We start from the raw sequence: 19,097 nt of genomic DNA on the forward strand, positions 1-19,097 counted from the left end.
GCTCCGCCCCGTGCATCCGCGTCTCTCCCCCGTCGCCCCGGCCCCTCAGCGTCGCGGTTCCCAGCGGAACCACCGCTGTACAGCAAACACCGCGAGCACGGTCCAGGCCAGCGCGGTCGCCAGCGCACCGAGGGCCTCGTACGCCGAGAGGTCGCCGCTCCAGCCGCCGCGGACGAGGGTGATCACCGGGCTCAGCGGCAACAGTTCGAAGCCGGAGGCGACCCGGTCGGGCAGCAGCTCCAGCGGGACGGCCACCCCGGAGGCGACCATCGACACCAGCACGAACGGCATGGTCGTCACCTGAGCGCTCTCCACGGTCCGCGTCACGCTCGCGGTGACCGCTCCCAGCGCCGAGCACATCACGAGGCCCAGCAGCACTCCGAGGACGGCGAGATGGGGCGCCTCGGGGGCGGGCACGTCGAGGAAGGCCGTACAGCCCACCGCCAGCACCACGCACTGCACCAGCCCCATGGCGAACACCGGCAGCGCGGAACCGGCGACGACCTCCGCGTCCCGCAGTTCGCCGGTGCGCAGCCGCTTCAGCACGAGTTCCTCGCGCCGTGCGGTGTAGATGCCGGTGAGCGCCGAGTACACGCCGAACAGCAGCGAGAACCCGATGGCCGCGGGCAGCAGCACCAGCCCGACGCTGAGCCCGGAGTCCTCGACGTTCATGTCGTCCACCACCGGCCGCAGGCTGAACGGCAGCCCGAGGGGCACCAGGACGGCCGCGATGATGGTGGCCTTGCTGCGCCCGAGCAGGGTGAGTTCGGCGCGGGCGAGGGCGGCCATCCGGCTCACCGGAGTGGTCACCGGCCCCCTGACAGAGCCGCGCGAGGACTGGGTGACCGTACCGCCGCTCATGCCGCGACCTCCTCGTTCTTCGCGGAGGCCTCCCGGGCGATGCCGAGGAACGCCTCCTCCAGCGAGGCCGACCGCAGGTCGAGCCCCTGTAGTTCCACTCCGGCCCGCTCGGCCCACACCAGCAGCCCGGTGGCCGCCCGCTGCAACTCCCGGGTCCGCAGCCGCACGAGACCTCCGTCGATCTCGTGGTCGCACACGCCGAGCGCGTCCAGCGGCGGCAGATCGCCGACGAAGTACCCGTCTGGCAGCCGGAAGGAGATCCGGGACGGCTGCTCGGCCGTCACCTCGGCGGGTGTCCCGGAGACCGCGATCCGCCCCTGGTGCAGGATGGCCAGCCGGTCGGCGAGCCCCTCCGCCTCCTCCAGGTAGTGCGTGGTCAGCAGCACGGTCGTCCCGGCGTCCCGCAGGGCGCGCACCAGGTCCCAGGTGTCGCGCCGGCCCTCGGCGTCCAGCCCGGTGGTCGGCTCGTCGAGGAACAGCACCTCCGGCTCCCCGAGCAGCGCGAGCGCCAGATCGAGCCGCCGCCGCTCACCCCCGGACAACTGCTTCACCCGTACGCCGGCCTTCCCGGCGAGCCCCACCAGCGTCAGCGCCTCCGCGACCGGCCGGGCCCGGCTGACGCAGCCCGCCCACATCCGCGCGGTCTCGGCGACGCTCAGCTCGGACGGAAAGCCGCCCTCCTGGAGCATCACCCCCGTCCGCGGCCGTACGGCGGCCCGCTCGGTGTAGGGATCGTGGCCGAGGATCCGGACCCGCCCACCGTCGGGCCGCTCCAGTCCCTCGAGCAACTCGACCGTGGAGGTCTTGCCGGCGCCGTTGGTACCGAGCAGTGCGAAGACCTCCCCACGGCCGACGTGGAAGGAGATCCCCCGGACCGCCTCGAACCCGCCCCCGTACACACGCCGGAGGTCGGTGACCTCGATCACGTGTTCATTCGTGCCCCTGGCTTCCATGACTCAAGTTTCCCTTCGGCAGGCCGCCGACGGCAGTGCCTGTTGTCAGCCGTTCCACATGACAAATGTCAGAAGGGAGGGAGAGAGGACGGGCGGGGAAGCGGGAAAGGGGAGACACGCCAAAGGCCCCGGTCGATGACCGGGGCCTTTGAACTGGAGCGGACGACGAGGCTCGAACTCGCGACCTCAACCTTGGCAAGGTTGCGCTCTACCAACTGAGCTACGTCCGCATTGCATCCGACGGGCTTTCACCGATCGGCGCGGGCACCAGCCTACCTGATCCACATGTGTGATCGGGACGGCGATGCAGAGCGGGTGACAGGAATTGCACACTGCGCCTTCCCCCTGGAAGGGGGATGTTCTACTACTGAACTACACCCGCACGACCTGTGTGAGCTGGGCTTTTCGGCCCCGCCCCGCTGGCGTGCTCCAGACATTAGCCGACCATGTGGGGGGTAGCGCAAGTCGGTTGCCCCCGGGGCCCGCTGACGGGCCCCGGGGGCGGTGCGCGGAGGCCGCTGACGAGCCGGCGCTCACGACCCCGGCCCACACTCGCGCACTACGCCCTCACGCGCGCACCGCGCTCACTGAGCCTCGGCGAACGCCTCGTACACCTTCTTGGGGATGCGCCCGCGCGCCGGCACGTCCAGCTTGTTGGCCTGGGCCCAGGCGCGGACCGCCGCCGGGTCGGGGGCGACCTCAGTCTGCCTGTACGCCTTGCCGGACCTGGACCGCTTGCGGCCGGCGTCCACGTAGGGCGCGAGGGCCTTACGCAGTTTCCTGGCATTGGCTTCATTCAGGTCGATCTCGTACGACCTGCCGTCGAGTCCGAAGGCGATCGTTTCCGCCGCTTCCGAGCCGTCGATGTCGTCAAAGAGAGTGACCACGACCTTCTGCGCCACGAATATCGGTCCCTTCGTGCGACAGCTCTGCGATGACGTGCCAAGACGCCACGGAGATGTCGACTGTCCGCTAGTTATGGGGCAAAGTATCGGCTAATGCCATTTCATTTGTACAGTGCCCGGCAATCGAATGTGAAGCCCGACTAAATCTCTCAGCGTGTCTCAGGAATCATGAGGGAGCGTGAGCGACTTCGATTGAGGGTGGGGGTGGGAGACGGGTGGGCGCAATAGGTAGCCGGGGCGCATCTCGGATCTTTCCCGGAACTTTTCGTGAACAGCCTGCTCCGTCACCTCATCCGGTACCCGATCGTGATCACGGTCACGTAGATTCCTCCAACTCTACCCGCGTAGAAATTTTGTGCGGGTAGTCTGAAGACACACGCAGGAACCTGCTCAGCACCACAACACCGGGAGTGCCAGTGGCACGCGTCGTAGTCGACGTCATGCTCAAGCCGGAGATCCTCGACCCCCAGGGCCAGGCGGTGCAGCGCGCACTGCCGCGGCTGGGTTTCGAAGGTATCTCCGACGTACGTCAGGGAAAGCGATTCGAACTGGAAGTTGACGGACCGGTCGACGAGGCCGCGCTCGCCCGCATCCACGATCTTGCGGAATCTTTCCTCGCCAACACCGTGATCGAGGACTTCACCGTCAAGGTGGAGGAAGTCGCGGAGGCCGCGAAGTGACCGCTCGTATTGGCGTCGTCACTTTCCCGGGCAGCCTGGACGACCGGGACACGCAGCGCGCGATCCGACTCGCGGGCGCCGAGCCCGTCGCTCTCTGGCACAAGGACAAGGACCTCCACCAGGTCGACGCCGTGGTGCTGTGCGGCGGTTTCTCCTACGGCGACTATCTGCGCGCCGGCGCCATCGCCCGTTTCTCGCCGGTGATGGAACCGCTCATCGAGCAGGCGAAGGCCGGACTGCCGGTCCTCGGCATCTGCAACGGCTTCCAGATCCTCACCGAGGCGCACCTCCTCCCGGGCGCGATGCTCGGCAACGACCACCTCCACTTCATCTGCCGCGACCAGAAGCTGCGGGTGGAGAACGCGGACACCGCCTGGACGACCGACTACACGGCCGGCCAGGAGATCCACATCCCGCTGAAGAACATGGACGGCCGGTACGTCGCCGACGAGTACACCCTCGACAAGCTCGAGGCCGAGGGCCGGGTCGCCTTCCGCTACCTGGGCCTCAACCCCAACGGTTCGCTCCGTGACATCGCCGGTATCAGCAACGAGGCCGGGAACGTCGTAGGCCTCATGCCGCACCCGGAGCACGCCGTCGAGCCGCTCATCGGCTCCGGCCGCACCGACGGCCTGCCCTTCTTCACCTCGATCCTCAAGAAGCTGGTCAACGCATGAGCCGGACGCCTCTGGACACGGTCGAGCACGCGACCGCTACCCCCGACGTCGAGCTGCCCTGGGCCGAACTCGGTCTGAAGAAGGACGAGTACGAGCGGGTGGTGGAGATCCTCGGCCGCCGCCCGACCGGCGCCGAACTCGCCATGTACTCGGTCATGTGGTCCGAGCACTGCTCGTACAAGTCCTCCAAGGTCCACCTCCGCCAGTTCGGCGAGAAGGCCCCCCAGTCGGACGCCATGCTCGTCGGCATCGGCGAGAACGCGGGCGTGGTGGACGTCGGCCAGGGGTACGCGGTGACCTTCAAGGTCGAGTCGCACAACCACCCGTCCTACGTCGAGCCCTACCAGGGCGCCGCGACCGGTGTCGGCGGCATCGTCCGCGACATCATCGCGATGGGCGCCCGCCCGGTGGCCGTGGTCGACCCGCTGCGCTTCGGCGCGGCCGACCACCCCGACACCAAGCGCGTGCTGCCCGGCGTCGTCGCCGGCATCGGCGGCTACGGCAACTGCCTCGGCCTGCCCAACATCGGCGGCGAGGTCGTCTTCGACGCCTGCTACCAGGGCAACCCGCTGGTCAACGCCGGCGCCATCGGCGTGATGCGGCACGAGGACATCCACCTCGCGAAGGCATCCGGCGCGGGCAACAAGGTCATCCTGTACGGCGCCCGCACCGGCGGCGACGGCATCGGCGGCGCCTCCATCCTGGCCTCGGAGACCTTCGACGACGCCAAGCCGTCGAAGCGTCCGGCCGTCCAGGTCGGCGACCCGTTCCAGGAGAAGCTCCTCATCGAGTGCACCCTGGAGGCGTTCGCCGAGAAGCTGGTCGTCGGCATCCAGGACCTCGGCGCGGCCGGCCTTTCCTGCGCGACGAGCGAGCTGGCCTCCAACGGCTCGGGCGGCATGCGCGTGACGCTGGACGACGTACCGCTGCGCGACTCCACGCTCTCGCCCGAGGAAATCCTCATGAGCGAGTCGCAGGAACGCATGTGCGCGGTCGTCGAGCCGGCGAAGGTCGACCGCTTCCTGGAGATCTGCGACAAGTGGGACGTCATCGCCACCGTCATCGGTGAGGTGACCGACGGCGACCGCCTGGAGATCTACTGGCACGGCGGCAAGATCGTCGACGTCGACCCGCGCACGGTCGCCCACGACGGCCCGGTCTACGAGCGCCCGTACGCCCGCCCGGACTGGCAGGACGCCCTCCAGGCCGACGACGCGAACAAGCTGCCCAGGCCGGGCACGGGCGAGGAGCTGAGGGACCAGGTCCTGAAGCTGGTGTCCTCTCCCAACCAGGCCTCCAAGAAGTGGATCACGTCCCAGTACGACCACTTCGTGCAGGGCAACACGGTGCTGGCCCAGCCCGAGGACTCGGGCATGATCCGCATCGACGAGGAGACCGGCCTCGGCGTCGCCATCGCGACCGACGGCAACGGCCGGTACACGAAGCTGGACCCGTACCACGGCGCCCAGCTCGCTCTGTCCGAGGCGTACCGCAATGTGGCCACGACCGGCGCCAAGCCCCTCGCCGTCTCCGACTGCCTGAACTTCGGCTCGCCCGAGGACCCGGCGGTCATGTGGCAGTTCGCGGAGGCCATCCGCGGTCTCGCCGACGCCTGCCAGCAGCTCGGCACCCCGGTGACCGGCGGCAATGTCTCCCTCTACAACCAGACGGGCGAGGCGGCCATCCACCCGACCCCGGTCGTCGCGGTCCTCGGCGTCATCGACGACGTGGCCCGGCGCACCCCGGTCGCCTTTGGCGAGGAGGGCCAGCTGCTGTACCTCCTCGGCGACACCCGTGAGGAGTTCGGCGGCTCGGCCTGGTCCCAGGTCATCCACGACCACCTCGGCGGGCTGCCCCCGAAGGTCGACCTGGAGCGTGAGCGCCTGCTGGCCGAGATCCTGATCTCCGCCTCCCGCGACGGCATGATCGACGCCGCGCACGACCTGTCCGACGGCGGTCTGATCCAGGCCGTGGTCGAGTCGGCGCTGCTCGGCGACAAGGGCGCCCGCCTGGTCGTCCCGGACGGCCTGGACGCGTTCACCTTCCTCTTCTCGGAGTCGGCGGGCCGCGCGGTCGTCGCCGTCCCGCGCTCGGAGGAACTCCGCTTCACCGACATGTGCGGTGCCCGTGGCCTGCCGGTCACCCGCATCGGTGTCGTCGACGGTGACACGGTCGACGTCCAGGGCGAGTTCGCCCTGCCGCTGACCGAACTGCGCACCGCGCACGAGGAGACGATCCCGGCCCTCCTCGCGTAACCGACGCAGCCGTACGCCCCCAGGGCCCCTGCGACGCCGAAGCCCCCGTCCGGAAGCGCCCAGCACGCTTGCGGACGGGGGCTGCCCGCTTTCCGGGCCGGGCCTGGCGCGAGGCCCCCGGCCCCTGACTCGGCGGCGGTCCCGTCTCGGCCGTCCCGCCGCGCGGTTCGATCCGGTCGTCGCACCCCGTCCAGCCGAGCAACTGGCGGATCCGGGCCGGACACACGCCGTGGAACGCGGTGGATCACCGGCCCGTGTCCGCCGATCAGTGTCCGACGGGCGGACGTGCCGGGGACCGGCCCGGGGCGTGCCGTGATCGAGGAACACCACCGCCGCGTCGGCACCGCGAGTTGCCATCGGCCCCGCCTCCCGTCGGCCGGCCGCCGAGGCGCCGCGAACCCGCCGAGCAGGCGTCGTCGCGTCGCACTCAGGGAACGGGGATCCGCGGCCCGCGCCCGCCGCCTAGGCTGCTTCGCATGCCACCGGCCAAGAAGCGCTCCCGCGCCTATGACCCCGCCAGGACCCGCACCGCCGTGCTCGCCCAGCTGGACAACGTGCGGGAAGCCGTCCGCACGCTCACTCCCGGGCAACTCGCGCTGCCCACGCGGCTGGGGGAGTGGACCGTACGGGAGCTGGTCGCGCACATCGGGATGGCCGTCACGGCGATCGGGCGGTCGCTCGATCTGCCGGAGCCGGCGAAGCCGGACGCCACGGTGCTCGACTGGCCGTTCGCGACGTCCGTGAGCGCCCGTGCGATCGATGCCTTCACCCGGCGGCTGGCCGCGGACCACCCGGACCTGGACGCCTACCTCGCGGGCGTGGAAGAGGCCCTCGTCGGACAGCTCGACGCCCACCCCGGCTCCCGGGTGCTGGAGACGAACGCCGGTGCGCTGCCGCTGGCCGACTACCTGGTCACCCGCACCGTCGAACTCGTCGTCCACACCGACGACCTCAACGCGGCCGTCCCCGGCCTGGACATCCCCTACGACCGTCAGGCCCTCGCCGCCGCCACCCGCCTGCTGGCCGACGCGCTGGCCGTCAGGGCGCCCGGCGGCTCCACCGAGGTGCGCATTCCGCCGTACGCCGTCGTGCAGTGCGTCGAAGGGCCCCGGCACACCCGTGGCACCCCGCCCAACGTCGTCGAGACCGACCCGCTGACCTGGGTACGGCTGGCCTCCGGGCGGCTCACCTGGCAGCGGGCCGTCGAGGAGGCGAAGGTCGTCGCGAGCGGGGAGCGTGCGGACCTCGCGGGGCTGCTGCCGCTGATGTCCTGACGCAGCGGAGGCCCAGTGGGTGCCCAGCGGATGCCTAATGGTGTGCGACAGCTCACTCATGCCCGTGGAGCGAGACGCCGGACAGGCCCCGACGCGCGGCCCGCGTCCGGCGAGTGGATCACCGAAAATATGGTCTGACCTGCGGAGATGGGTCGATCACGGTGGCTCTGGAGTGCTCAAGATCGAGTTACTCACGGGTATCCCCAATTCGGACCAGTGGTCGATCTCGCCTACACTCGATGATGTGCCACGTGGTGACGGTCGACTCAGTCATGATCTGCTCCCCGGCGAGAAGGGCCCCCAGGACGCTTGCGGCGTCTTCGGGGTCTGGGCCCCCGGTGAAGAGGTCGCCAAGCTCACTTACTTCGGGCTCTACGCCCTCCAGCATCGAGGCCAGGAATCCGCGGGAATCGCGGTCAGCAACGGCTCTCAGATCCTCGTCTTCAAGGACATGGGACTCGTCTCCCAGGTCTTCGACGAGACCTCGCTCGGTTCGCTCCAGGGTCATATCGCGGTCGGTCACGCCCGCTACTCGACCACCGGCGCCTCCGTGTGGGAGAACGCCCAGCCGACGTTCCGCGCCACCGCGCACGGTTCCATCGCGCTCGGGCACAACGGCAACCTCGTCAACACCGCCCAGCTCGCCGAGATGGTCGCCGACCTGCCCAAGCAGGAGGGCGGCCGCACCCCGCGCGTCGCGGCGACCAACGACACCGACCTGCTCACCGCGCTCCTCGCGGCCCAGGTCGACGAGGACGGCAAGCCCCTGACCATCGAGGAGGCCGCCCACTCGGTCCTCCCGAAGGTCCGCGGCGCGTTCTCGCTCGTCTTCATGGACGAGCACACCCTGTACGCCGCCCGCGACCCGCAGGGCATCCGCCCGCTGGTCCTCGGGCGCCTGGAGCGCGGCTGGGTCGTCGCCTCGGAGTCCGCCGCCCTCGACATCTGCGGCGCCGCGTACGTCCGCGAGATCGAGCCGGGCGAGTTCGTCGCCATCGACGAGAACGGCCTGCGCACCTCCCGATTCGCGGAAGCGAAGCCCAAGGGCTGCATCTTCGAGTACGTCTACCTGGCCCGCCCGGACACCGACATCGCCGGCCGGAACGTGTACCTCTCCCGCGTGGAGATGGGACGGAAACTCGCCAAGGAAGCCCCGGCCGAGGCCGACCTGGTCATAGCCACCCCGGAATCGGGCACCCCTGCCGCCATCGGCTACGCGGAAGCCTCCGGCATCCCCTTCGGCGCCGGCCTGGTCAAGAATGCCTACGTGGGCCGGACCTTCATCCAGCCCTCGCAGACCATCCGCCAGCTGGGCATCCGCCTGAAGCTGAACCCGCTCAAGGAAGTCATCAAGGGCAAGCGCCTGGTCGTCGTCGACGACTCGATCGTGCGCGGCAACACCCAGCGCGCCCTGGTCCGCATGCTCCGCGAGGCCGGCGCCGCCGAGGTCCACATCCGGATCTCCTCGCCGCCCGTGAAGTGGCCCTGCTTCTTCGGCATCGACTTCGCCACCCGCGCCGAGCTGATCGCCAACGGCATGTCGATCGAAGAGATCGGCACCTCGCTCGGCGCCGACTCCCTGGCGTACATCTCCATCGACGGCATGATCGAGGCGACCACCATCGCCAAGCCGAACCTCTGCCGCGCCTGCTTCGACGGCGAGTACCCGATGGATCTGCCCGACCCCGAGCTGCTCGGCAAGCAGCTCCTGGAAACGGAGCTGGCCGCCGGCCCGGCCGCGACGGCCGCCGCCGACGCGATCCGCCGCCCGTAGTCGGTCCCGTCCTACCTGCCGTACGACACGAAAGTTCTCACCTCCCATGTCTGAGACAACTGGTGCCAGCTACGCAGCTGCGGGCGTCGACATCGAAGCGGGCGACCGCGCCGTGGAACTCATGAAGGAGTGGGTGAAGAAGACGCAGCGCCCCGAGGTCCTCGGCGGCCTCGGCGGCTTCGCCGGCCTCTTCGACGCCTCCGCCCTCAAGCACTACGAGCGTCCCCTGCTCGCCTCCGCCACCGACGGCGTCGGCACCAAGGTCGACATCGCCCGGCAGCTGGGCGTCTACGACACCATCGGCCACGACCTGGTCGCCATGGTCATGGACGACATCGTGGTGTGCGGCGCCGAGCCGCTGTTCATGACCGACTACATCTGTGTCGGCAAGGTCCACCCCGAGCGTGTCGCCGCCATCGTCAAGGGCATCGCCGAAGGTTGTGTCCTGGCCGGCTGCGCCCTGGTCGGCGGCGAGACGGCCGAGCACCCGGGGCTGCTGGGTCCGGACGACTTCGACGTCGCCGGCGCCGGTACGGGCGTCGTGGAGGCGGACCGGCTGCTGGGCCCCGACCGCATCCGCTCGGGCGACGCGGTGATCGCCATGGCGGCCTCCGGTCTTCACTCCAACGGGTACTCGCTTGTCCGCCACGTGCTCCTGAACCAGGCAGGTCTCTCCCTGGAGGCGCGCGTCGAGGAGTTCGGCCGCACCCTCGGCGAGGAGCTGCTGGAGCCGACGAAGATCTACTCGCTGGACTGTCTGGCCCTCACCCGCACGACGGACGTGCACGCCTTCTCGCACGTGACCGGCGGCGGACTCGCGGCCAACCTGGCCCGGGTCATCCCCGACGGCCTGCACGCGATCGTGGACCGCTCCACCTGGACCCCGGCACCGATCTTCGACCTGGTCGGCCGGACCGGCCGGGTCGAGCGGCTGGAGCTGGAGAAGACCCTGAACATGGGCGTGGGCATGATCGCCATCGTCCCGGAGGAGTCCGCGGACGTGGCGCTGACCACGCTGGCCGACCGCGGGGTCGAGGCGTGGGTCGCGGGCGAGATCACCGACCGCGGGGAGCACACGAGTGGTGCGGCCCTGGTCGGGGACTACGCCGGCTGAGATTCGTACACGGGCTGAAACCCTGTGCGCAGCACAAGACCCGGTCGGTGACCGAAGTCACCGACCGGGTGAGTGCTCGAAGCAAGGTCAAGCGCCGCGACGGTGTTGGTGCGAGGAGTCCTCGTCCTCGTCCTCGTCGTCGTCCCCGTACAGCTCGGCGTACCGTGCGTACGGGTCGTCGTCCTGCTCATCGTCATCATCCTCGAACGGTTCCCCATTCGGCGGAACGTTCGATGGCGATGCGCCCAGCTCTTCGGCCAGGCGTGAGAGATCAGTCCCGCCGCTGTTGTACTTCAGCTGGCGGGCGACCTTCGCTTGCTTGGCCTTGGCCCGGCCGCGCCCCATGGCTCGACCCCCTCAACGACGGGGCTCGACGGCCCCAGAGTCTTGACACGCGTTCATGGTCCGGAACGGACTCTCCGCGGAGAGGCCGGTCCGTAGGGCTTCCACGGTACCTGAGCCCGAACCCATACGGTACGTCGCCCGTAGCACGCGCGTGTGCACAGAACCTTCGAGGCGCCCTGTCCTCGCTGGTCAGTGGCGATTTTAACCACTTATTGGCGGGCGACCCGCCGGGAAGGGTGAGAGTTCTCTCGAACTTTCTCCCGGCGGGTACCGAACGGACTCACCAGCCGCGTGCCTGAGCCGCCTCGTGCATGCGCTGCTCGGCGATCCGGTCGGCGGCCGCGGCCGGCGGAATCCCGTCCGTCTTCGCACGTGCGAATATGGCCAGCGTGGTGTCGAAGATCTTCGCGGCCTTCGCCTTGCACCGCTCGAAGTCGAACCCGTGCAGCTCGTCGGCGACCTGGATGACCCCGCCGGCGTTCACCACGTAGTCCGGCGCGTAGAGGATCCCGCGGTCGGCGAGGTCCTTCTCGACGCCCGGGTGGGCGAGCTGGTTGTTGGCCGCCCCGCACACGATCCGCGCGGTCAGCACCGGCACCGAGTCGTCGCTCAGCGCCCCGCCCAGCGCGCAGGGGGCGTAGATGTCGAGCCCCTCGGTCCGGATCAGCGCCTCGGTGTCCGCCACCGCCGTCACACCCTCGGGGTGCCGGTCGAGGATCCGGCGTACGGCGTCCTCGCGCACGTCCGTGATCACGACCTGGGCGCCCTCGTCCCGCAGGTGCTCCACGAGGTGGTGGCCGACCTTGCCGACGCCCGCCACGCCGACAGTGCGGCCGCGCAGCGAGGGGTCGCCCCACAGGTGCTGGGCGCTGGCCCGCATGCCCTGGTAGACGCCGAAGGCGGTCAGTACCGACGAGTCGCCCGCGCCGCCGTTCTCCGGCGAGCGTCCGGTCGTCCAGCGGCACTCGCGCGCCACGACGTCCATGTCGGCGACATAGGTGCCGACGTCGCAGGCGGTCACGTACCGCCCACCGAGAGAGGCCACGAAACGGCCATAGGCGAGCAGCAGCTCTTCGGACTTGATCGTGTCGGGATCGCCGATGATCACGGCCTTGCCGCCGCCGTGGTCCAGCCCGGCCATGGCGTTCTTGTACGACATCCCGCGCGCGAGGTTCAGCGCGTCGGCGACGGCCTCCTCCTCGGAGGCGTACGGGTAGAAGCGCGTACCGCCGAGGGCGGGGCCCAGGGCGGTGGAGTGGAGGGCGATGACGGCCTTCAGGCCGCTGGCACGGTCCTGGCAGAGCACGACTTGCTCATGACCACCCTGGTCCGAGTGGAACAAGGTGTGCAGCACATGATCAGGGGCGCCGGATACGTCGGTCACTGTGGTGACTCCTGGGTAACTAGCGGCGGGCGGGACGGAGGCTCCCGTACGGGTGGCGGGGCCTGTGGGATGAGCGTAGAGCCTGCACGGCCCGCCGGACGCGTCGTGTTGCGGATCACCTCCCCGCGGAGTACACCCGTGCGACGATCTGCATGTTTTCCGGACCCTTCACCAGGTGCCCCGGAAGGTTTCCCGGTCGGCCCAAGGGGGAGGGAGCAGGCGTGCCTCAGGTGTCCTCGGTGATCGTCCCGTACGCGGCCTATCTGCGCGTGTACGAGCCGCTGGCCGCCTTCCCGGAGCCGGAGCGCGACCACTGGGCGCGCTACGCCCGCCGCCCCGACCGCCCCACCTGCCAGGACGAGCTGCGCCGCTCGCTGGCCGACCTGCTGCCCACCCCGCCGATCGCCGTGCCGGTGCACGAGAGCGGCGACGCGTTCGTGGCCGACGTGGACGGGGTCGTCTGCGTGTGCCCCTGGCGGACCAGGCTGCGCGGCTGGCAGGCCCTGGGGGAGCTGGGCGACGAACTGGCCGGTCCGGTCCTGGACGCGGTCCTGCCGCCCCTGGTCCGCCTCCAGGCAGCCCAGGACTACGAGCGCTGGCTCCTCCGCAATCCCGACGCCCGCCCCTGGATCCGCACGGCGACCTGGCAGATCCCGCTGAACTGGTTCGTGCTCCTCTCCGACGAGGAGCGCGAGTACGAGAAGGGGACCGCCGAGCAGGCCCCGGTGCTGCGCTACCGGACGCCGATGGTGCAGGCCCGCCGCAGGGTGGCACGGGGCCTGCGCGCCCTCAAGGACGCCATGGACGAGGGGCCGCTCATCGACGGGCTGGTGGACGTGGGGCGCTGGCTCGAGGAGTTCCACCCGCGTTCGCTGGTGGAACTGGACTACGGCGGGCTCGTCCACGCCCTGCCGGCCGGCGATCTGGAGGGCGATCACTCGGCGGCCGACGTCGCCGCCGGCATCGACGCCCTGCGGCGCGGGGACGGCCCCGCGGCGGGCGAGGCCTACGCCAGGCTCGCGGAGCGCTGGCAGGCGGTACGGGACCGGCGCTCGGCGAACTGACGGTGTGACAGACGCGACAGGTGCTTCCCATCGTGACCTGCGTCACGGTCATATGCCCTCGAACAGCGTACGGTCAGCGCACTTCACGGAACTGACGGGACGTAGGTCCCGATCCGGGCTTTTGTCGCAAGGGTGACGGACCGCACGTACACGGCCCTTGCGCCGCTTGCCCCTCCTCGTGCCAAAATAGGACAAGGAGTCCGGGGAGGGCTCCTCCGTCCACTTGTGCTCCATCGTGGGGGGAATCTCAGCATTGCGACTCTTTGGGGGGTCTGGTACCTCCTGATCGCCGTGTGACTGATCGTCACACTGGCGTGACTGTCCGCTATGGCACGGTCCATCGGCTTCCGTCGCCGATGAACACCTGGGGGGCAATTCCATCGGTTTGGCCGACGCGGCTGGACGGATGGTGTAGTTGTAGTGCCGAGGACAAGCCGTTCGTCCTATAACCGACTCGACTCGCGTCCGCCATTTCGGGCAACGCGGGTCAAGGTGCAGAATTTAGAGGAAAGAACCGAGAAGGTTCGGTTCTCCCGAGGAGGCCGCTCATGACCGCTCGCACCCCTGATGCTGAGCCGCTGCTGACCCCGGCTGAGGTTGCCACCATGTTCCGTGTTGACCCCAAGACGGTCACACGCTGGGCCAAGGCCGGCAAGCTCACGTCGATCCGCACGCTCGGCGGACACCGCCGTTACCGCGAGGCTGAGGTTCGCGCACTGCTCGCGGGTATTCCGCAGCAGCGCAGCGAAGCCTGAGCAACTGAACAACCGGACATCAACACCGCGGGTCCCCCAATCTGCCGAGATGTCCGAACCCTGGCTTCAAGCGACGCGGGTTCTGCCCCAACAGGCCCGTAGCCCACACGGTGCGTCGTCGATCGCGCTGGACTCCGCCGAGTCCGGCGCGATCTTTTTTGTGTGCCCGGGGCGGCCCTGTCCACGCGCTCCGCACGTGTCCTTGTCGAAGTCTGGGGTGCCCTGTGGAGGGCTGTCGGATCCGCTGTGGGAAGCCTCCGGGGGATCCGTGGGGGTGCCTGGCGGAGTGGTGCAATTGCACATATTAAATTGACCAGTTGTAGGTAGTGGGTAAGAACCCACCTTCCCAAAACTCATGCAGTGACACCCGTCACATGCCACTGGTCTTGTTGCCGCCGACGCGTGTGCGCTATTGGCGACGTCAAGGGTCAGGCGCTGTACGACTGTTCGTCCTCGCCGGCCTCGTGCGGTGCCCCCGTGGGCTCCTCGGTGGCCTGGGCGGTGCCGTCCGCCACCAGCCGCTGAAGACGGCGGCAGACGGGGCAGTGGTGGGTCCGATGCCGGTAGGGCGACGCGGCCGACAGATGCGCGCGGAGCAACGCCCGCGTCTCGTGCCCAGCCGATGCCGTCATACGCCACCTCCAGTGGAGCCCCCGGGGGAGCACAGCCCTGAACTTCTGGGGTACCGGCCGAAAGTGACGCCGTCAAGGCCACGCCGGGCATACGGGACGAGCCCGGATCCGAAGATCCGAGCCCTCGACGATGCGGTCCTGACGGAATTTTGCTGTGCCCGATGGCGGCTGCGTCGCGGGCGCGGCCTTCGTCTTGGCGGGGTGGCGAGCGGGCGGGGGTGTGGAGAGTGCCCGTATCGGGTGGGTGTGAGCGGGCGGGGGGATGTGAAGAGGGCCCGTACCCCAGTGGGTACGGGCCCTCTTCGATCTGTGCGGTCCTGACGGGATTTGAACCCGCGGCCTCCACCTTGACAGGGTGGCGAGCACTCCAAACTGCTCCACAGGACCAGGTTTTGCGGCACGTTTTGTTGCGCTGTGCTGCGAGACGAGACTCTACAGGAGGGTGGCCCGCCTGGTCGAACTCACCCTCCGTGCGGGAGATGTCACGGTGCGGCCGCGTCGATCGCCTTCACGATCCGCTTGTCCGAGACGGGGTACGCCGTGCCCAGCGCGTGGGCGAAGTAGCTCACCCGCAGCTCCTCGATCATCCACCGGATGTCCAGCACCGAGGACGGCACCGGGCGGCCCGCGGGCAGCTGCTCCAGCAGCCAGGCGTACTCGTCCTGCATCTCGTGGACCTTCTCCATGCGGGCGGTGTCCCGCTGGGCGTTGGTCGGCATCTGCTGCAGGCGCCGGTCCGCGGCCACGAGGTACCGCATCAGGTCGGGCATCCGGCGCAGCCCCGCCTGCGTCACGAAGCCGGGCCGTACGAGCACGTCCAGCTGCTTGCGCACGTCCGTCAGGTTGGCCAGCAGCGAGGGGCTGCGTACGCCCTTCAGGCGGCGCTCGCAGGACTGCCAGGCCGCCAGGACCTGCTGCACCTGCCCGACCGTCCGCACGGTCGTGTCGACGATCTCCGCCCGCACCTTGTCGTACAGCTTCCGGTACGACTCCTCGTCCCACGCCGGTCCGCCGAAGTCGCCGATCAGCTTGTCCGCCGCGGCCATCGCGCAGTCGTCGAAGAGTTCCTGGACGGAGCCGTGCGGATTCGCGGACAGGGCGAGCTTGTGGGCGTTCGTCAGCTTCTCGGACGCGAACTTCGCCGGGTTGACCGGGATGTTGCGCAGGATCAGCCGGCGGGTGCCCTTCCACATCGCCTCGGCCTGCTCCTCCTCGATGTCGAAGAGGCGGACGGAGACGGTGTCGCCGTCGTCGACCAGCGCCGGGTACGCCTTGACCGGCTGGCCGGCCCGGCGGGTCTCGAAGACGCGGGTGAGCGTGCCGATCGTCCAGTCGGTCAGGCCGGAGCGCTCCAGCGACTCGCCGCCCTCCCGCTCGGCGATGGCCGCGGCGGCCTGGGAGATGGCCTGGCGGGCCTTGGGCTTCAGCCGCAGCTTCAGCGTCTCCAGGTCCTTGTCCTCGGCCAGTTTGCGGCGCCGCTCGTCGACGATCCGGAAGGTGATCTTCAGGTGGTCGGGGAGACGGGACCAGTCGAAGTCCTCCGCCTCGAAGGGGACGCCGACCATCCGCTTGAGGTCGCGGGCCATCGCCGTCGTCAGCGGCTCCCGCAACGGCACCGCCTGGTCCAGGAACCGCTGGGCGAAGTTCGGCGCCGGCACGTAGTTGCGGCGGATCGGCTTCGGCAGCGAACGGATCAGCTCGGTGACGACCTCCTCGCGCAGGCCCGGGATCTGCCAGTCGAAGCCCTCGTCCGTGACCTGGTTGAGGACCTGGAGCGGGATGTGGACGGTCACGCCGTCCGCGTCCGCGCCCGGCTCGAACTGGTAGGTCACCCGGAACTTCAGCGGACCCTGCCGCCAGGTGTCCGGATAGTCGTCCTTGGTGACCGCGCCGGCCGACTCCCGGATGAGCATCTCCCGCTCGAAGTCCAGGAAGTCGGGCTGCTCGTGCCGCTTGTGCTTCCACCAGGAGTCGAAGTGGGCGCCGGACACGACATGGTCGGGCACCCGCTGGTCGTAGAAGTCGTACAGCGTCTCGTCGTCGACGACGATGTCCCTGCGCCGGGCCCGGTGCTCCAACTCCTCGACCTCGCTGAGGAGTCTGCGGTTGTCGGCGAAGAACTTGTGGTGTGTGCGCCAGTCGCCCTCGACGAGGGCGTTGCGGATGAACAGCTCGCGGGAGACCTCCGGGTCGATGCGCCCGTAGTTCACCTTGCGCTGGGCGATGATCGGCACGCCGTACAGCGTGACCTTCTCCAGTGCCATCACCGCGGCCTGGTCCTTCTCCCAGTGCGGCTCGCTGTACGTCCGCTTCAGGAGGTGCTCGGCGAGCGGCTCGACCCATTCGGGCTCGATCTTGGCGTTGACGCGGGCCCAGAGGCGGCTCGTCTCCACCAGCTCCGCCGACATGACGAACCGGGGCTGCTTCTTGAACAGCGCCGAGCCCGGGAAGAGCGCGAACTTGGCGCTCCGGGCGCCCAGATACTCGTTCTTGTTGCCTTCCTTGACGTCCTTCATCCCGATGTGGGACAGCAGGCCGGCGAGGAGCGAGACATGGATGCTGTCGCCGGCGGCGTCCCGCTCGTCGAGGTGGATGCCCAGCTGTTTGGCGACGGTCCGCAGCTGCGAGTAGATGTCCTGCCATTCGCGGATGCGCAGGAAGTTCAGGTACTCCTGCTTGCACATCCGGCGGAACGACGACGACCCGCGCTCCTTCTGCTGCTCGCGGATGTACCGCCACAGGTTGAGGTAGGCGAGGAAGTCGCTGGTCTCGTCCTTGAATCGGGCGTGCTGCTGGTCCGCCTGGGTCTGCTTGTCGGCCGGGCGCTCGCGCGGGTCCTGGATGGACAGCGCGGCGGCTATCACCATGACCTCGCGGGCACAGCCGTTCTTGTCGGCCTCCAGGACCATCCGGGCCAGCCGCGGGTCGACGGGCAGCTGGGCCAGCTTGCGGCCGGTCTCCGTCAGGCGTCTGCGCGGATCCTTCTGCGTCGGGTCCAGGGCGCCCAGCTCCTGGAGGAGCTGTACGCCGTCCCGGATGTTGCGGTGGTCCGGCGGGTCGATGAACGGGAACTTCTCGATCTCGCCGAGCCCGGCCGCGGTCATCTGGAGGATGACGCTCGCCAGGTTGGTCCGCAGGATCTCCGCGTCGGTGAACTCGGGCCGGGCGAGGAAGTCGTCCTCGCTGTACAGCCGGATGCAGATGCCGTCGGAGGTACGGCCGCAGCGGCCCTTGCGCTGGTTGGCGCTGGCCTGCGAGATCGCCTCGATCGGCAGCCGCTGCACCTTGGTGCGGTGGCTGTACCGGCTGATCCTGGCGAACCCGGGGTCGATGACGTACTTGATGCCCGGAACGGTCAGCGAGGTCTCGGCGACGTTGGTCGCGAGCACGATCCTGCGCCCGGTGTGCTGCTGGAACACCCGATGCTGCTCGGCGTGCGAGAGGCGGGCGTACAACGGCAGCACTTCGGTGAACCGGTACTGCTTCTTCTCCAGCGCGTCCGCGGTGTCCCGGATCTCCCGCTCACCGGAGAGGAAGACGAGGATGTCGCCCTTCCCCTCCCCCATCAGCTCGTCGACGGCGTCCGTGATGGCGGTGATCTGGTCGCGGTCGGCGTCCTCGGACTCCTCCTCCAGGAGCGGCCGGTACCGCACCTCCACGGGGTAGGTCCGCCCGCTGACCTCGATGATCGGCGCCTCACCGAAGTGCCGGGAGAACCGCTCGGGGTCGATGGTGGCCGAGGTGATGATGACCTTCAGGTCGGGGCGCCTCGGCAGCAGCTGGGCGAGGTAGCCCAGCAGGAAGTCGATGTTGAGGGACCGCTCGTGGGCCTCGTCGATGATGATCGTGTCGTAGGCGCGCAGCTCGCGGTCGGTCTGGATCTCGGCGAGCAGGATGCCGTCCGTCATCAGTTTCACGAAGGTGGCGTCCGGGTTCACCTGGTCGGTGAACCGCACCTTCCAGCCGACGGCCTCGCCGAGCGGCGAGCGCAGCTCCTCGGCCACCCGCTCGGCCACCGTGCGGGCGGCGATCCGGCGCGGCTGGGTGTGCCCGATCATGCCGCGGACGCCCCGGCCCAGCTCCAGACAGATCTTCGGGATCTGCGTCGTCTTGCCGGACCCGGTCTCACCGGCCACGATCACGACCTGGTGGTCGCGGATGGCCTCCGCGATCACGTCCTTCTTCTGGCTGACCGGCAGCTGTTCGGGATAGGTGACGGCGGGCATACGGGTGCGCCGCGCGCCCATCCGTTCCTCGGCGGTCGCGACCTCGGCCTCGATCTCGGCGAGGACGGCGGCTCGCGCCTGAGGGTTGCGGATCTTGCGCGCGCCTTCGAGCCTGCGCCCGAGCCGGTGCGCATCACGCAGGGACAGCTCGGTCAGACGGGGGGCGAGAACGCCGAGGGCGGGGGCGGGGTGCGTAGA

Annotated in this window: 15 protein-coding genes and 3 tRNA genes; 8 read left to right on the forward strand and 10 right to left on the reverse strand. The window is 69.4% G+C overall.

The window, feature by feature from the left end; genetic code table 11:
• Nucleotides 1–45 precede the first annotated feature (45 nt).
• The 5 genes from P1P75_RS28455 to P1P75_RS28475 form a co-directional block, all read right to left on the reverse strand.
• Nucleotides 46–861 carry an ABC transporter permease gene (locus tag P1P75_RS28455; protein ID WP_319260593.1) on the reverse strand — a complete coding sequence of 272 codons (816 nt, stop codon included), beginning with the start codon at nt 859–861 and terminating at the stop codon, nt 46–48.
• Complete coding sequence (locus P1P75_RS28460; RefSeq protein ID WP_319260596.1) at nt 858–1,814, reverse strand: ABC transporter ATP-binding protein; 957 nt, start codon at nt 1,812–1,814, stop codon at nt 858–860. The genes P1P75_RS28455 and P1P75_RS28460 overlap by 4 nt, the downstream gene beginning before the upstream one ends.
• 154 nt (nt 1,815–1,968) lie before the next feature.
• A tRNA-Gly gene (locus P1P75_RS28465) sits at nt 1,969–2,044 on the reverse strand.
• A gap of 80 nt (nt 2,045–2,124) precedes the next feature.
• Nucleotides 2,125–2,196 (reverse strand) — tRNA-Gly (locus tag P1P75_RS28470).
• A gap of 202 nt (nt 2,197–2,398) precedes the next feature.
• Nucleotides 2,399–2,716, reverse strand: a complete 318-nt coding sequence (locus tag P1P75_RS28475) for an Lsr2 family protein (protein WP_319260599.1) — start codon at nt 2,714–2,716, stop codon at nt 2,399–2,401.
• Nucleotides 2,717–3,135: 419 nt separating this feature from the next.
• Between P1P75_RS28475 and purS the strand changes: the two genes are divergently transcribed.
• From purS to purM, 6 genes are all read left to right on the forward strand, one after another.
• Entirely contained in the window at nt 3,136–3,399 is a 264-nt protein-coding gene (purS, locus tag P1P75_RS28480) for a phosphoribosylformylglycinamidine synthase subunit PurS (RefSeq protein WP_015659417.1), read from the forward strand.
• On the forward strand, nt 3,396–4,076 hold the full coding sequence (purQ, locus tag P1P75_RS28485; RefSeq protein WP_086771918.1) for a phosphoribosylformylglycinamidine synthase subunit PurQ: 681 nt from the start codon (nt 3,396–3,398) through the stop codon (nt 4,074–4,076). The genes purS and purQ overlap by 4 nt, the downstream gene beginning before the upstream one ends.
• A complete protein-coding gene (gene purL / locus P1P75_RS28490) occupies nt 4,073–6,331 on the forward strand; it encodes a phosphoribosylformylglycinamidine synthase subunit PurL (RefSeq protein ID WP_319260602.1) in 2,259 nt (752 codons plus the stop codon). The genes purQ and purL overlap by 4 nt, the downstream gene beginning before the upstream one ends.
• A 476-nt stretch (nt 6,332–6,807) precedes the next feature.
• Nucleotides 6,808–7,605, forward strand: coding sequence for a sterol carrier family protein (locus tag P1P75_RS28495; RefSeq protein ID WP_319260604.1), 798 nt, complete (start codon nt 6,808–6,810; stop codon nt 7,603–7,605).
• A gap of 244 nt (nt 7,606–7,849) precedes the next feature.
• Nucleotides 7,850–9,379: an amidophosphoribosyltransferase gene (gene purF / locus P1P75_RS28500; RefSeq protein WP_086771921.1), complete on the forward strand. Its 1,530-nt coding sequence runs from the start codon at nt 7,850–7,852 to the stop codon at nt 9,377–9,379.
• A gap of 46 nt (nt 9,380–9,425) precedes the next feature.
• Complete coding sequence (purM, locus tag P1P75_RS28505) at nt 9,426–10,493, forward strand: phosphoribosylformylglycinamidine cyclo-ligase (RefSeq protein WP_319260606.1); 1,068 nt, start codon at nt 9,426–9,428, stop codon at nt 10,491–10,493.
• 87 nt (nt 10,494–10,580) lie between these two features.
• Here purM and P1P75_RS28510 read toward each other — a convergent pair whose 3' ends face one another.
• Nucleotides 10,581–10,838: a DUF3073 domain-containing protein gene (locus tag P1P75_RS28510; RefSeq protein ID WP_086771923.1), complete on the reverse strand. Its 258-nt coding sequence runs from the start codon at nt 10,836–10,838 to the stop codon at nt 10,581–10,583.
• Between the two features lie 280 nt (nt 10,839–11,118).
• On the reverse strand, nt 11,119–12,222 hold the full coding sequence (locus P1P75_RS28515; protein WP_319260609.1) for a Glu/Leu/Phe/Val dehydrogenase dimerization domain-containing protein: 1,104 nt from the start codon (nt 12,220–12,222) through the stop codon (nt 11,119–11,121).
• 221 nt (nt 12,223–12,443) lie between these two features.
• Here P1P75_RS28515 and P1P75_RS28520 point away from each other — a divergent pair, with 221 nt between their 5' ends.
• On the forward strand, nt 12,444–13,286 hold the full coding sequence (locus tag P1P75_RS28520; RefSeq protein WP_319260612.1) for a hypothetical protein: 843 nt from the start codon (nt 12,444–12,446) through the stop codon (nt 13,284–13,286).
• A gap of 548 nt (nt 13,287–13,834) precedes the next feature.
• Entirely contained in the window at nt 13,835–14,041 is a 207-nt protein-coding gene (bldC, locus tag P1P75_RS28525) for a developmental transcriptional regulator BldC (protein WP_003949541.1), read from the forward strand.
• Nucleotides 14,042–14,469: 428 nt separating this feature from the next.
• On the opposite strand, the gene P1P75_RS28530 is transcribed toward bldC, so the two are convergent.
• The 3 genes from P1P75_RS28530 to hrpA form a co-directional block, all read right to left on the reverse strand.
• The gene (locus P1P75_RS28530; protein WP_319260614.1) at nt 14,470–14,673 is read right to left on the reverse strand and encodes a DUF6274 family protein; all 204 of its coding nucleotides are present in this window, start codon (nt 14,671–14,673) and stop codon (nt 14,470–14,472) included.
• Between the two features lie 312 nt (nt 14,674–14,985).
• Nucleotides 14,986–15,060: transfer RNA gene (locus P1P75_RS28535), tRNA-Asp, on the reverse strand.
• Between the two features lie 95 nt (nt 15,061–15,155).
• On the reverse strand, nt 15,156–19,097 hold a 3,942-nt coding region (gene hrpA / locus P1P75_RS28540), incomplete at its 5' end, for an ATP-dependent RNA helicase HrpA (RefSeq protein WP_319260617.1).

Source organism: Streptomyces sp. ID05-39B, from assembly GCF_033794725.1.
GTDB classification, from domain to species: Bacteria; Actinomycetota; Actinomycetes; order Streptomycetales; family Streptomycetaceae; genus Streptomyces; species Streptomyces bobili.

Bases quoted from the DNA above. Each gene is read 5' to 3' on its own strand.
- P1P75_RS28455 (WP_319260593.1), bottom strand. From the start codon at position 861: ATGAGCGGCGGTACGGTCACCCAGTCCTCGCGCGGCTCTGTCAGGGGG.
- P1P75_RS28460 (WP_319260596.1), bottom strand. From the start codon at position 1,814: ATGGAAGCCAGGGGCACGAATGAACACGTGATCGAGGTCACCGACCTC.
- purL (WP_319260602.1), top strand. From the start codon at position 4,073: ATGAGCCGGACGCCTCTGGACACGGTCGAGCACGCGACCGCTACCCCC.
- P1P75_RS28495 (WP_319260604.1), top strand. From the start codon at position 6,808: ATGCCACCGGCCAAGAAGCGCTCCCGCGCCTATGACCCCGCCAGGACC.
- purM (WP_319260606.1), top strand. From the start codon at position 9,426: ATGTCTGAGACAACTGGTGCCAGCTACGCAGCTGCGGGCGTCGACATC.
- P1P75_RS28510 (WP_086771923.1), bottom strand. From the start codon at position 10,838: ATGGGGCGCGGCCGGGCCAAGGCCAAGCAAGCGAAGGTCGCCCGCCAG.
- bldC (WP_003949541.1), top strand. From the start codon at position 13,835: ATGACCGCTCGCACCCCTGATGCTGAGCCGCTGCTGACCCCGGCTGAG.
- P1P75_RS28530 (WP_319260614.1), bottom strand. From the start codon at position 14,673: ATGACGGCATCGGCTGGGCACGAGACGCGGGCGTTGCTCCGCGCGCAT.